Source organism: Loktanella sp. S4079 (assembly GCF_000967725.1).
Taxonomy (GTDB): domain Bacteria; phylum Pseudomonadota; class Alphaproteobacteria; order Rhodobacterales; family Rhodobacteraceae; genus Yoonia.
The window spans coordinates 112100-125445 of the sequence record NZ_JXYE01000002.1; the positions used below are offsets into that span (position 1 = coordinate 112100).

Sequence of the window (13346 nt, forward strand, 5' to 3'; positions counted from 1 at the left end):
CTACCCTTTATGCGTCCCATCCGCCAAGGATTTCACGAACGCCAGCACATCAGCAACGCTCTCACCGTTGCCGATTTTCTCAACAATAGCAGAGCCGACCACCGCGCCGTCAGCGATGCTTGCGATGTTTTCGGCGGCTTCTGGTGACTTGATCCCAAACCCGACGATGACAGGCAAGTCTGTCTTGGACTTGATCCGCGCGACCTCGGGGCCGACGATGTCAGCTTGGGCTTCGGCAGCGCCTGTGATCCCGTTCACCGAAACATAGTAGACAAAACCAGACGTGTTTTGCAGCACTTTGGGTAGACGTTTGTCATCGGTGGTCGGGGTCGCCAGACGAATAAAGTTTATGCCAGCCGCCTGGGCAGGAATGCATAGTTCTTCGTCTTCTTCGGGGGGAAGATCCACGATGATCAGCCCGTCAATACCCGCCGCAACTGCATCCTTTAGGAAAGCATCAACGCCGCGTGAATAAATCGGGTTGTAGTAGCCCATCATAACGATCGGGGTCGTATCGTCAGATTTGCGGAACTCGCGCGCATATTCCAGCGTTTTTTCCAGCGTCTGCCCGCCATCCAGTGCACGTTGCCCCGCCAATTGAATGGTCGAGCCATCCGCCATCGGGTCAGTGAATGGAATGCCAAGCTCAATAATATCGACGCCAGCAGCGGGCAGTCCTTTGACGACCTCAAGCCCGGTGTCATAGTCTGTATCGCCAGCCATCACATAGGCTACGAATGCCTTTTTGTTCGCGGCACGTAGTTCTGCAAATTTAGCGTCGATTCTGCTCATCTTGATCCCCGGCGTATCTATACGGATCACGGTTTGCTTTATTCGTTGTCGGAAATCAATGGGGACAGTTTACTGTTCGTAGGACAGATTGACAATTTGGACTACATTTAAGACTCATCGAATAGGAAGAAAAACTGATTACCCATGACAGAGAGATGACCCTGAATTTGCTACGCTTTTACTTCGCACTGATAGGGTCATTGGGGCTAGCGTTGGCCTCATGTCTCGTTTTCGTGCTCCCTTATGTGTATCCCTTGATTAACTGGACACTGGTGACCATTGGGTTGATCGCTATTGGTGCAGCGGGTTATCCGAATGCGTGGCGCCGCCCCTCGTATTGGGTCATGGTGCCATTAATTGTTGGATTGTTAATCATGCCAGCCTTGACGGTGACAGCCGGATTTGGTGAATTTGACCTCCTAGCGGCTGTACATCATCTGAGTTTTGGTATGGTGGGTGCCGATTACGGGATTATCATTCGCGCACTTCGGCCACTGGTTTCTGTACTGCTAGTATATGTCGTGTGCGTTTATTGGCTTAGCAATCTTCTGCAGATGTCGTTCAAGGGGTATTATTTCGCAGCGCTTTTAATCGCTATGATCAATCCACTTAGCATTAATGCGATGAACATGGTTATGACACCGCGTGTCGAGAACGATCTAGCGGTACGCGTTCACGATCCCGGAGTTGAAATGAACGGCGTGGCGCCTGACGTATTGCTGATTTACCTTGAAGGATTGGATCGAGAGTTCTTGGATCGAAGTAGATTTGGGGATTCATATGATGGTATCGCAGAACTTGCGCCACAGGGACTAACATTCACACAGATTAAGCAGGTCGAAGGCACGGGTTGGTCCTTGGCTGGAATTGTTGCGTCTCATTGTGGGTTGCCACTGCTCCCAAATGGGCTGCGCAATATGTATCGCTGGGGGGACCAAGAAGCCTTTTTGGGGGATCATAGGTGCCTTAGCGATGTGATGTCGGAAGTCGGCTATCAGACGGCGTATATTATGGGCGGTGTCATTGAGTTTGGCGGGATAGACTTATTCATCAAGTCACATGGGTACGATACAGCTATTGGCCGTGACCAATTGGCCGAGCGCTACTCTGAAGAAAGGCTCGAGCTTGGCGCTGCGGTGCGTCGCTATGATGATGCACTCACGTTGGATACCGCAAAGGACATTTACCAGGAAATGGCTCCGATCGATGATCCGCTTTTGTTGACTATTTTGACTTATGGGCCCCACGGTAAATCGGGAACTGTGGCCTCAAACTGTTCGCAAACAGGGCGCGCCTATGAAACCGAAGACCTTACCGAAACCGTTCGTTGTACCATTCAGAATGTCAGGTCGTTCCTCAGTTGGTGGGAAAGCGTAAGGCGCGATCGCCCAGCACTGGTTTTGCTCGTGTCAGACCATTTGAATCATCTTTGGCTGTATGACAGTGAAGAGGCGCAGGAGGGGCGAAGCAATACGTTTTTCGCTATGGGGTACGATCTACCACACATCCCACGAGGCGAAGTGAATGATCGGCTTGGGTCAATGATGGATGTGTTCCCGACGATCCTTTCAATGGCCGGAATTATTTCTGACGGGCGCGGAGGTCTGGGGGTGTCTTTGGTGGACGAAGGCCCAACATTGCTTGAGCAGCGCGGATACTATCGCATCAACCGGGAGCTTAATCGCAATTATGATTTGCAACAAGTGATATGGGGTAGCGATTAGCTTGCACCCAACCCGGCTGCGCCCTATTAGCGCTGCAACGATAAAGGAGAGCCGCTATGGGTTTTAAGATGGGTATCGTGGGTTTGCCAAACGTTGGTAAATCGACCCTGTTCAATGCGCTGACAAAAACTGCTGCTGCGCAGGCGGCGAACTTTCCATTTTGCACGATCGAACCCAACGTGGGCGAGGTGGGTGTTCCTGATGCGCGTCTTGATAAATTGGCAGCGATTGCCGGGTCCAAGCAGATAATTCCAACGCGGATGACCTTTGTTGATATCGCAGGCCTGGTTAAAGGTGCCTCAAAGGGTGAAGGCTTGGGCAACCAGTTCCTGGCCAATATCCGCGAATGCGACTCCATTGCGCATGTCTTGCGCTGTTTCGAAGACGATGACATCACCCACGTTGAAGGGCGCGTAGATCCCGTCGAAGACGCCGAAGTCATCGAAACCGAACTGATGTTGGCCGATCTGGAAAGCATTGAGAAGCGCCTGCAGAACCTCGTTCGCAAGGTGCGCGGTGGCGATAAAGAAGCCGTGCAACAGGTGCGTTTGTTGGAAACAGCCAAAGAGGCGCTTGAAAACGGTAAACCTGCCCGAACTGTTGAGGTCGACGAAGACGACGCCAAAGCTTGGAAGATGCTTCAGCTTTTGACGACCAAGCCCGTTCTTTATGTTTGTAACGTCGAAGAAGACAAAGCAGGCAGCGGCAACAGCCAATCTGCGCGTGTGGCAGAAATGGCCGCGGCGCAAGGCAATAGCCATGTCGTCATCTCGGCTAAGATCGAAGAAGAAATCAGCCAGCTCGATGCCGAGGAAGCAGAAATGTTCCTTGGTGAAATGGGCCTCGAAGAAGCAGGGCTCGATCGTTTGATCCGTGCAGGGTACGAATTGCTGCAATTGCAGACTTATTTCACCGTCGGCCCCAAAGAGGCCCGCGCATGGACCATCAAGCAAGGCACATCTGCTCCGCAGGCTGCGGGCGTCATCCATGGTGATTTCGAACGCGGGTTTATCCGGGCCGAGACAATTGCCTATGACGATTTTGTCTTGCTTGGTGGTGAACAGCCCGCCAAAGAGGCCGGCAAAATGCGTGCAGAGGGCAAAGGCTACATCGTCAAAGATGGCGATATCATGCATTTCTTGTTTAACACGTAACGCCGTCCCGGATTTGATCCGGGACCACCGAACCAACCAGAATACCACCCGCCTGTGCAAACTGTGTGGACCTATTACCGCATCGCGCCGACATTTTTGAGCATCGGCGCAGATCGGTGATCCTTGTCTCTGGTCAGCGTGAAAACATGACGCTAGAAACATGCGACATGATAAGGATGGAGCAAAATGGCTGACGGTATCGAACCGCAACCGGGTATCTTGGAGATCGCACTCTATAAAGGCGGTGAATCCAAATTGGATGGGGTGAGCAATGTTCTCAAGCTGTCATCAAACGAAAACCCTTTGGGGCCTTCGGATGCAGCAAAAGAGGCCGCAGCACGTGCGTTGCATGGGCTGAACCGCTATCCAACGACCGACCATGCAGCATTGCGTTCCGCGATATCTGATGTCTGGGGTGTTGATGCGGATCGTGTCTTTTGCGGGGTCGGTTCTGGCGACGTTCTGAAGCTCCTTGCCGAAGCATACGCTGGTCCGGGCGATGAAATTGTGTTCACCGAACACGGATTTTCAATGTACCCGATCTACGCCCATGCGGTTGGTGCGACACCTGTCGTCGTGCCAGAGCGTGAGCGGGTCGTCGATGTCGATGCGATATTGGCCGCTTGTGGACCAAAGACAAAGCTTGTGTTTATCGCGAACCCCGGCAACCCAACCGGTACCATGATTGGCGCTGCCGAGGTTGCGCGTCTAGCCGAAGGTTTGCCACCACAGACCCTGCTTGCGCTTGATGGAGCCTATGCAGAATTTGTCGAAGGTTTCGACGCAGGCAAAGCGCTTGTCGACAGTCGTGAGAATGTCGTCATGACGCGCACGTTTTCCAAGATTTACGGTCTGGGTGGGATGCGTGTTGGTTGGGGCTATGGCCCGCAGGCTGTTATCGACGTGCTCAACCGTATTCGTGGTCCGTTCAACTTGTCCACTGTTGCTTTGGCAGCAGCTGAGGCAGCTGTGCGTGACACAGCGCACACAGAAAAATGCCGGATCGAAAATGCGCGTTGTCGCGATTGGATGGCGGGGGCGTTGGCAGAGCTTGGCGTGCCTTCGGATACCTCTACCGCCAATTTCATATTGGCGCGTTTTGCTGATGAGACCGAAGCAAATGCCTGTGACGAGGCGCTGCGCAAGGCTGGTATTATCGTAAGAAAAGTTGCGGGATACGGTCTGCCGAACTGCCTGCGTATCACTGTTGGTGATGAGGCCGCGTGCAGGCGTGTCGTACATGCCATTGCCCAGTTCAAAGGTGTACGTAAATGACACAAGTTTACGGTCGGGTTGCCCTGATTGGGCTGGGGTTAATCGCGTCTTCGATGTGCCATGCCATGCGCCGTGCAGGGCTTGCTGGTGAAATCGTAGGCTATGCACGTTCCCAAGAGACCCGTGACATCGCACGCGAAATCGCACTTTGCGATCGGATTTGTGACAGCGCCGCTGAGGCTGTAGACGGTGCCGACTTGGTCGTGCTGTGTGTGCCAGTTGGTGCGATGGGCGCGGTTGCCGCTGAAATTGGTCCTGCGCTCAAGCCTGGTGCAACTGTCAGCGATGTCGGTTCGGTTAAGCGTACGGTGATTGACGCTGTTTCCCCGCATATTCCAGATGGGGTTCACTTTATTCCCGCACACCCGCTGGCAGGGACCGAACATTCAGGTCCACGTTCCGGGTTTACAGAGCTTTTTGACAATCGCTTTTGTATCATTGTGCCTGTTGAAGGTTCTGACCGTGATGCCGTCGAACGCGTTTCAAATCTTTGGCGCGGTATGGGCAGCAATGTTGATGAGATGGATCCAGACCATCACGATTTGGTTTTGGCCGTTACCAGCCACACACCGCACCTGATTGCCTATACGATGGTCGGTGTCGCCGACGATTTAAGCCGGGTGACCGATAGCGAAGTGATCAAATACTCTGCCGCAGGTTTTCGGGATTTTACCCGCATCGCGGCATCAGATCCGACAATGTGGCGCGATGTGTTCTTGAACAACAAAGAAGCAACGCTCGAAATTCTTGGACGCTTCACCGAAGAATTGTTCGCGCTACAGCGTGCCATTCGCCAAGGTGATGGTGATCATTTGTTCGACTACTTCACGCATACACGTGCAATCCGCCGCTCTATTATTGAGGCGGGGCAGGATACAGACGCGCCGGACTTTGGGCGCGGGTCAGCGGCATCAAAATGATCCGGCTTGCTGCGCTCTTGCTGGGACTATGGACCAGCGTTGCGGCAGCACAAGATAGCGAACCAACTTTGCGGCCTGTGGCGCGTGGCACTTATGTGCCGCCGCCCGTTTTACGCCCAGTTGTTCGCCCTTATGACAGGCCAGATTTGTCCTATGGGGCCCATACCCGTGCCGAGGCGCGCGCTGAAATCGGCATGTTTGCAATTAGCCCGTTTGCTGTGTTTGGTTCCCTGCGGCCACTTAAACGCCCCGACGCGATTGAGGCAGCTGCAACCGAACGGCGTCTTGCCTTGTTGCGGGGGCAGGTTTGCAATGACGTAGCTATTCAGGGCAGCGCATTGGGACGTGTTGAAGGGCCGGGCGCTTGTGGTGTTTCGAACGCAGTGCGTGTGCGATCCGTCGCAGGGGTGGCGCTGCGGCCTGCGGCAACAATGGATTGTCGGACGGCAGAGGCGCTAAAACGTTGGGTTAATCGGGGCGCAATTCCCGCGGTTGGAAACGACGGGGGCGGTATCGCCAGCCTGCGTGTAGTATCTCATTACGCCTGCCGCAACCGGAATAACGCAGCAAATGGTCGGTTATCCGAACACGCTAATGGTCGTGCCATTGATATTGCGGGCATTCGCCTCAAAGACGGGAGCGAAATCACTGTTCTGACAGGGTGGAATAGTGCGGATGACGGCGCGCAACTGCGGCAAATGTGGCGCGCCGCCTGCGGTCCATTCGGGACCGTTTTGGGCCCCGAAGCAAACCGTTTTCATCTCGATCATTTCCACTTTGATACCGCGCGGTATCGCAGCGGGCCATATTGTCGTTAGGCTGCTGCCTGCGCGCGCAACTGTTCGGCAATTTGGACCGCATTTTGCGCAGCACCTTTGAGCAACTGATCACCGACGATGAACATTGTCACAGTCCGGCCTGATGGGTCGCCCAGATCATTTCGAATACGCCCGACCAATACGTCCTCTTCGCCAGAGGCCTCAATCGGCATTGGGAAATGGTTGGCCGCACGATCATCCACCAGTCGAACACCCGGCGCATCGCCAAGCGCAAGACGAATGCTGTCCACAGTCACATGTTCATCGAAACGCACAGTCAGCGCGATGCCGTGGGCGCGTAGAATTGGCACGCGGATGCATGTGACACTAACGGGCAGTTGGGGGCGTTCGAGGATGCGGCGTGTCTCGGCAATGACCTTAAGCTCTTCGCCGTTGTAACCCGTTTCCGGGTCAATATCAGAATTGTGGCTAAAGATGTTGAAGGCGTAGGAATGCGGCAGAACCTTTGGCTCAAACGCTTCTCCATCAAGGTGCGCGCGTGTGCTTTCGCGTAGTTCTTCCATCATTTCAGCGCCGCCGCCGGACGCAGCCTGATAGGTGGACATGGACAGGCGTGTGATTGACCAGCGTTGGTGCAGCGGTGCCAGTGCAGTTGTCAGGATCGCGGCAATGCAGTTTGGGTTTGCGATAATGTCGGGCGCAGACCGGAGCGCGTGGCCATTTGCCTCTGGCACGATCAGGGGGACGTCCTCTTGCATCCGGAAGGCAGATGAATTGTCGATCACTTGCGCGCCGGCAGCGACGGCCAGCGGTGCAAATTTACGTGAAATCGTAGCGCCCGCAGAAAAGAATGCCACATCTACACCTGCAAAGCTATCTTCGGTCAGTTCAGTGATCGCGATCTTATTGCCGCGAAACGACATGGTTTTCCCAGCGGATCGGGCAGAGGCCAGCAAGCGCAATTCGCCAACAGGGAAATCACGGCGTTCAAGGCTGTGGATCAGCGCAAGGCCAACAGCGCCGGTGGCACCGACAATCGCAACGACAGGTTGGGCTTGGGGTTGTGCGTGGGCATTCATGGGGGTCTTCCTTTTTGTGTTGTGGAAGACGGGGCCAAGTAAAACAAAACCCCGTCCGATCCGGCGGGGTTTTTGTTTAGCTTAGGTTAGCTGCGATGCGCCCATGCCAAACATTCCCCCGCCTGCGCGGTGGTCATCTTCGTCATGGTTTTCGTCATCATGTTGCTCATGGCGGGCTGGGTAGCAAAGAGATGCGCGGCTGGCAAGTGGTTTGAAATTTTATGTCGTTTGAGGCGCATTCGCGAGCAAGAGAAGACGCGGATCACCGCTTTACGCTGGCGGGCAGGGGTTCTATAAGCAGCGCCATGATGGGCCTGATGATCATACGCATTATTTGCCCGGCGGTTTGAGTAACCCAAACCGGCCGGGAAAAGGTGTCTGCGCTTGCGCACCGCTCTGTACCCCTATGACTTCTTGAATATTTGAAGGACGCTCCAGATGTGCGCCGAAACCACTGACTACAAAGATACATTGAACCTGCCACGCACTGATTTCCCAATGCGGGCTGGATTACCAAAACGCGAACCCGATTGGCTGGCCCGCTGGGCGCAAATCGGCGTCTACGAAAAACTGCGCGCAAAGGCCGAAGGGCGCAAGCCGTTCACCCTGCACGATGGTCCGCCCTATGCCAATGGTCACCTGCACATCGGTCACGCGCTGAATAAAATCCTGAAAGATATGGTTGTCCGTTCCCAACAAATGATGGGCCGCGACGCACGTTACATCCCCGGATGGGATTGTCACGGTCTGCCAATCGAATGGAAGATCGAAGAGAAATACCGCCAAAAAGGCCAGAACAAAGACGACGTGAACGTCGTGGACTTCCGTCAGGAATGCCGCAAGTTCGCCGAAGGCTGGGTTGATATCCAGCGTGAAGAGTTCAAACGCCTTGGTGTTCAAGGTAACTGGGACGATCCATATCTGACGATGAATTTCCACGCGGAAAAGGTCATCGCCGAAGAGTTCCAGAAATTCCTGATGAACGGCACGCTGTACCAAGGGTCAAAACCCGTGATGTGGTCGCCAGTCGAAAAGACTGCGCTGGCCGAGGCCGAGATCGAATACCATGATCACAAAAGCCACACGATCTGGGTGCCGTTTGGTTTCCAGAACGCGACAGGCGATCTTGAAAATGCGCGGGTTGTGATCTGGACAACGACACCTTGGACAATCCCGTCAAACAAGGCAGTCGCCTACAACCCCAAGCTGGCTTACGGTCTTTATCGCGTCGATGAAACCCAAGAGGAAAGCTGGACCAGCACTGGCGATCTATATCTCTTTGCGGATGCATTGGCAGAGGACGCGCTGACAAAATCGCGCGCCACGGCGTTTACGCGGATGCGTGATGTCACCGCAGACGAACTGGGCGGTCTTGTTGCCAAACACCCATTTGCAGGGATCGACGGCGCAGACGGTTATTGGGACTACGACGTGCCGATGATCGACGGTGACCACGTAACCGATGATGCGGGTACGGGCTTTGTTCACACTGCGCCGAGCCACGGTGGCGACGACTATGAATGCTTTATGAAGCGCAACTGGTTGGACCGCATGACCCATAACGTGGGCGAGGAATCTGAATTCTTGCCGCATGTACCGTTCTTTGCTGGGCTTCAGGTCTTTGATCGTAAGGGCAAAGAAGGCAAAGCGAACAACGCTGTCATCGCCAAACTGGTCGAGGCGGGCGGCATCATCGCGCGTGGGCAGGTCAAGCACAGCTATCCGCATTCTTGGCGGTCCAAAGCGCCCGTAATCTTCCGCAACACGCCGCAGTGGTTTGCAGCCATCGACCGCGCCGTTGGCGATGGTCAAGATACCTACGGTAAGACCATCCGCGAACGCGCGCTGACGTCCATTGATGAATTGGTGACTTGGACTCCACAGACCGGCCGGAACCGATTGTATTCTATGATCGAAGCGCGTCCCGATTGGGTGCTATCACGTCAACGCGCGTGGGGCGTACCGCTGACTTGCTTTGTCAAAAAAGGCGTGCTGCCGACCGATCAAGATTTCCTATTGCGCAACGAAGATGTAAACGCGCGCATTCTGGCCGCCTTTGAAGAAGAGGGCGCAGACGCATGGTATGCTGACGGGGCCAAGGAACGGTTCTTGGGCAATGCCGTGAACCATGACGAATACGAGCAAGTCTTTGACATTCTCGACGTGTGGTTTGATTCAGGTTCGACCCACGCATTTGTCCTGCGCGACCGAGAAGACGGTTCCAAGGATGGTTTGGCTGATCTCTATCTTGAAGGGACAGACCAACACCGTGGTTGGTTCCATTCATCAATGTTGCAGTCTTGCGGAACACGCGGCCACGCGCCGTATCGCGGGGTTTTGACCCACGGGTTTACGCTGGATGAAAAGGGCATGAAGATGTCCAAATCAGTTGGCAATACAGTCGCCCCTGACAAGGTGGTGCAACAGTACGGTGCTGATATCCTACGTTTGTGGGTGGCACAGTCTGATTACACGGCTGATTTGCGGATCGGGAATGAGATCCTCAAAGGTGTGGCAGACAGCTATCGCCGCTTGCGGAACACGCTGCGCTTTATGTTGGGATCTTTGTCGGACTTTACGGAAACTGACCGGGTTGCGCCCGCCGATATGCCCGAGCTAGAGCGCTGGGTGCTGCATCGTCTGTCAGAGCTGGATGAGCAAGTCCGCGCGGGCTATGCCAAATACGACTTCCAAGGTGTCTATCAGGCGGTCTTTAACTTTGCCACGCTCGAACTCTCCGCGTTCTATTTCGATATTCGCAAAGACGCGCTTTACTGCGATGGCGATACGCTGCGCCGTCGTGCGTCGCGTACAGTATTGGACATCCTGTTCCACCGTTTGACCAAATGGTTGGCGCCGATGCTGTGCTTTACGATGGAAGAAGTCTGGCTAGAACGCTTCCCCGGAGATGACAGTTCTGTGCACCTTGAAGATTTCACCGACACCCCTTCCGCGTGGCGCGACGATGAACTGGCTGCGAAATGGGCCGTCGTGCGCAAAGTGCGTCGGGTGGTGACAGGTGCGCTAGAGATCGAACGCACCAACAAAGTCATCGGCGCCTCGCTCGAGGCGGCACCAACGGTTTACGTGACGGCGGATGTCGCGAAGGTTCTGGAAACTGTCAGCTTTGACGATCTATGCATCACCTCGGGTATCACGGTAAGCACTGATGCTGCACCTCAGGACGCGTTCAAGATCGACGATATCGCGGATGTGGCTGTCGTCTTTGCCCGTGCCGATGGTGACAAGTGCCAGCGCTGCTGGAAGATCCTGCCAGATGTTGGCACCCATAGCCATCCGGGTGTCTGTGGCCGCTGTGACGAGGCCCTGAGCTAACCCAACAAATAAACGCCCGCCAAATTGGCGGGCGTTTGGCTTAGTTCTCAGATAAATCGCTGAGAACCTCTGCGGCAATTTCAAATGATTTCATGCGTGCGGTATGGTCGTGGATCATGCCGGTTACCATCAATTCATCTGGTTGATAGGTTGCGATCAAGGTTTCAAATTGTTTGCGTATTGTCGCGGGCGATCCGACGGCCGCACATGACAGGGCCGCATTCACCCCATCTAGGATATGCGGGTGCACGTGATCCTCGATCCGATCAACAGGATGGGGAAGTTTGCCAGGCATCCCAGAGCGTAGCCGCGCAAACGCCAGCTGTTGCGACGTCCGGTGATAATGTGCCTCGGCATCAGTTGGGGCAGCACAGACGCCAGCAGCCATCATGAAATACGGGCGCTCCAAGGTATCCGAAGGTCGGAAATTATGCCGATAGGTTACAATGGCTTGCTCAAGCATCGCAGGGGCAAAGTGTGACGCAAACGCATAAGGCAGCCCAAGCTGCGCTGCGAGTTGCGCACCATAGAGGCTCGATCCCAGAATCCAGATTGGCACATGCGTGCCAGCGCCGGGTATGGCCTGCACGGGTGTGGGTTCATCCCCGAGATAGGCCATCAATTCCTGCACATCTGTCGCAAACCCGTCTTCAGGCGCCATATGCCTGCGCAAGGCGCGGGCGGTTTTCATATCTGTGCCGGGCGCGCGACCAAGGCCTAGGTCGATCCGGTCAGGAAATAGCGTGGCCAAAGTGCCAAATTGTTCAGCAACGACCAAAGGCGCGTGATTGGGCAACATGACCCCACCCGCACCAACGCGCATGGATTTGGTGGCGGCCGCGACTTGGCCGATCACAATTGACGTCGCAGCCGAAGCGATACCGGGCATATTGTGGTGTTCGGCCAACCAGTAGCGATGATACCCATGGGTTTCTGCCGCTTGGGCAAGCGCAACCGTGTTCGCTAGTGCTTGTGCGGTGCTTTGACCCTCGGGCACTGGGGCGAGATCAAGTAGTGAGAAATGTTGCATCTTTGGCTCCTTACGGGGCTAGGTAGTCACGCCATCGTCGCAATCCAAGGGGCGGCTTTTGCTTTTGCGCGCTGTGCTTTAGGGTAGGGGAATGGATGGCTTGATCTGTAGCACTTCGCCTGTGGGGCCGCTTGGCGCGGATGCCGATGAGAACGGCATCACGGGGCTCGTTTGGGGCCGCGCTGGAACCCTGAAAGGCGGTGATCTGTTTCGTGATCTTGCATCCCAGATGCACGCCTATTTCGCCCAAGAGCTGACCGAATTCGATCTGCCATTGGCACCAAGGGCAAGCGCCTTTCAACAGCGGTTCTATGATGCACTATGCGCGATCCCATACGGTGAAACGCGGACCTACGGCGATCTTGCGAAGGTGCTAGAGGTTTCCGCCCAAGCGATCGGTCAGGCCTGCGGTGCAAATCCAATTGCCATTCTTATTCCGTGCCACCGCGTCTTGGGGGCGAATGGCTTGGGCGGCTATTCCGGGGCTGGCGGTGTAGAGGCAAAGGTCACGCTGCTTCGGCTGGAAAAGGCAGCTGGGCTGCTGATTTAAGCCGCTTGTTTTTCGGGGATGATTTGCTGCATCACGCCTGCGAGCAGCAAGTAAACCGACGAAATCACCAATCCCCAGTGGGCGAGGCTTTCTGGGTGGAAATCGACCCATGCTGCCCATCCTGCAAAGAACGTCCATGCCAAGGCCATTGGCAATGTCACCATCCGCCAGCGCTGTGTACGCACCGGATGTACGAACTTCAGTGGCAAGAACATCGCGATAGCCAAGCTGGCCACGAGGAACAGCGAGACCCAGAAATTTGGTGATAGCGCGAAAATCACGAGGACCAGCATGTTCCAGCAGCCCGGAAAGCCTGAAAAGGAGTTGTCCTTGGTCTTCATCCGCGTGTCCGCGAAATACATCGCCGAGGTATAGGTGATGATGATAATCGCAAACCATCCGGTCCAGCCGGGCAATAGCCCAGATTTGAACAGCGCATAGGCTGGTACAAACACGTAGGTCAGATAATCAATGATCAGATCAAGCAGAACGCCATCGAAAATAGGAGCGTTCTTTTTGACGTCGTACCGCCGGGCAAGCGGGCCATCAATGCCATCAACGAAAAAGGCAACGACCAGCCAGAGGAACATCAAGTTCCAGTTTTCTTCGACTGCTGCCAACATCGCAAGCATTGCGAATACGGCACCAGAGGCAGTCAATAAGTGAACGGCAAGAGCTTTGGATTGTAATGTCATGGGGTCTTCATG

Annotated in this window: 11 protein-coding genes; 7 read left to right on the forward strand and 4 right to left on the reverse strand. The window is 54.8% G+C overall.

Annotated elements, in window-relative coordinates; translation table 11 throughout:
* Window positions 1–792: a tryptophan synthase subunit alpha gene (gene trpA / locus TW80_RS01620; protein ID WP_045995626.1), complete on the reverse strand. Its 792-nt coding sequence runs from the start codon at window positions 790–792 to the stop codon at window positions 1–3.
* Window positions 793–1046: 254 nt separating this feature from the next.
* Between trpA and TW80_RS01625 the strand changes: the two genes are divergently transcribed.
* The 5 genes from TW80_RS01625 to TW80_RS01645 all read left to right on the forward strand — a co-directional run bounded on the left by TW80_RS01625 (window position 1047) and on the right by TW80_RS01645 (window position 6683).
* On the forward strand, window positions 1047–2516 hold the full coding sequence (locus tag TW80_RS01625) for a sulfatase-like hydrolase/transferase (RefSeq protein WP_162197145.1): 1470 nt from the start codon (window positions 1047–1049) through the stop codon (window positions 2514–2516).
* Between the two features lie 56 nt (window positions 2517–2572).
* Complete coding sequence (gene ychF / locus TW80_RS01630; protein WP_045995628.1) at window positions 2573–3670, forward strand: redox-regulated ATPase YchF; 1098 nt, start codon at window positions 2573–2575, stop codon at window positions 3668–3670.
* A 186-nt stretch (window positions 3671–3856) separates the two neighbouring features.
* Window positions 3857–4945 (forward strand): histidinol-phosphate transaminase, encoded by a 1089-nt coding sequence (gene hisC / locus TW80_RS01635; protein ID WP_045995629.1) that lies wholly within the window; start codon window positions 3857–3859, stop codon window positions 4943–4945.
* Window positions 4942–5865 (forward strand): prephenate/arogenate dehydrogenase family protein, encoded by a 924-nt coding sequence (locus tag TW80_RS01640; RefSeq protein ID WP_045995630.1) that lies wholly within the window; start codon window positions 4942–4944, stop codon window positions 5863–5865. Before hisC ends, TW80_RS01640 begins: the two co-directional genes overlap by 4 nt.
* Window positions 5862–6683 (forward strand): extensin-like domain-containing protein, encoded by an 822-nt coding sequence (locus TW80_RS01645; protein WP_045995631.1) that lies wholly within the window; start codon window positions 5862–5864, stop codon window positions 6681–6683. The genes TW80_RS01640 and TW80_RS01645 overlap by 4 nt, the downstream gene beginning before the upstream one ends.
* On the opposite strand, the gene TW80_RS01650 is transcribed toward TW80_RS01645, so the two are convergent.
* Complete coding sequence (locus TW80_RS01650) at window positions 6680–7723, reverse strand: aspartate-semialdehyde dehydrogenase (RefSeq protein WP_045995632.1); 1044 nt, start codon at window positions 7721–7723, stop codon at window positions 6680–6682. The two genes, TW80_RS01645 and TW80_RS01650, sit on opposite strands and share 4 nt — an antisense overlap.
* A 438-nt stretch (window positions 7724–8161) precedes the next feature.
* Here TW80_RS01650 and ileS point away from each other — a divergent pair, with 438 nt between their 5' ends.
* On the forward strand, window positions 8162–11059 hold the full coding sequence (gene ileS, locus TW80_RS01655) for an isoleucine--tRNA ligase (RefSeq protein WP_045995633.1): 2898 nt from the start codon (window positions 8162–8164) through the stop codon (window positions 11057–11059).
* A gap of 40 nt (window positions 11060–11099) precedes the next feature.
* Here the strand turns inward: ileS and TW80_RS01660 are convergent, their stop codons facing one another.
* A complete protein-coding gene (locus TW80_RS01660) occupies window positions 11100–12089 on the reverse strand; it encodes an LLM class flavin-dependent oxidoreductase (protein WP_045995634.1) in 990 nt (329 codons plus the stop codon).
* Window positions 12090–12180: 91 nt separating this feature from the next.
* Between TW80_RS01660 and TW80_RS01665 the strand changes: the two genes are divergently transcribed.
* Complete coding sequence (locus TW80_RS01665; protein WP_045995635.1) at window positions 12181–12639, forward strand: methylated-DNA--[protein]-cysteine S-methyltransferase; 459 nt, start codon at window positions 12181–12183, stop codon at window positions 12637–12639.
* On the opposite strand, the gene TW80_RS01670 is transcribed toward TW80_RS01665, so the two are convergent.
* Window positions 12636–13334, reverse strand: a complete 699-nt coding sequence (locus TW80_RS01670; protein ID WP_045995636.1) for a CDP-alcohol phosphatidyltransferase family protein — start codon at window positions 13332–13334, stop codon at window positions 12636–12638. The genes TW80_RS01665 and TW80_RS01670 overlap by 4 nt on opposite strands.
* Between the last annotated feature and the right edge of the window lie 12 nt (window positions 13335–13346).

Bases quoted from the DNA above. Each gene is read 5' to 3' on its own strand.
- trpA (WP_045995626.1), bottom strand. From the start codon at position 792: ATGAGCAGAATCGACGCTAAATTTGCAGAACTACGTGCCGCGAACAAA.
- ychF (WP_045995628.1), top strand. From the start codon at position 2,573: ATGGGTTTTAAGATGGGTATCGTGGGTTTGCCAAACGTTGGTAAATCG.
- hisC (WP_045995629.1), top strand. From the start codon at position 3,857: ATGGCTGACGGTATCGAACCGCAACCGGGTATCTTGGAGATCGCACTC.
- TW80_RS01640 (WP_045995630.1), top strand. From the start codon at position 4,942: ATGACACAAGTTTACGGTCGGGTTGCCCTGATTGGGCTGGGGTTAATC.
- TW80_RS01645 (WP_045995631.1), top strand. From the start codon at position 5,862: ATGATCCGGCTTGCTGCGCTCTTGCTGGGACTATGGACCAGCGTTGCG.
- TW80_RS01650 (WP_045995632.1), bottom strand. From the start codon at position 7,723: ATGAATGCCCACGCACAACCCCAAGCCCAACCTGTCGTTGCGATTGTC.
- ileS (WP_045995633.1), top strand. From the start codon at position 8,162: ATGTGCGCCGAAACCACTGACTACAAAGATACATTGAACCTGCCACGC.
- TW80_RS01660 (WP_045995634.1), bottom strand. From the start codon at position 12,089: ATGCAACATTTCTCACTACTTGATCTCGCCCCAGTGCCCGAGGGTCAA.
- TW80_RS01665 (WP_045995635.1), top strand. From the start codon at position 12,181: ATGGATGGCTTGATCTGTAGCACTTCGCCTGTGGGGCCGCTTGGCGCG.
- TW80_RS01670 (WP_045995636.1), bottom strand. From the start codon at position 13,334: ATGACATTACAATCCAAAGCTCTTGCCGTTCACTTATTGACTGCCTCT.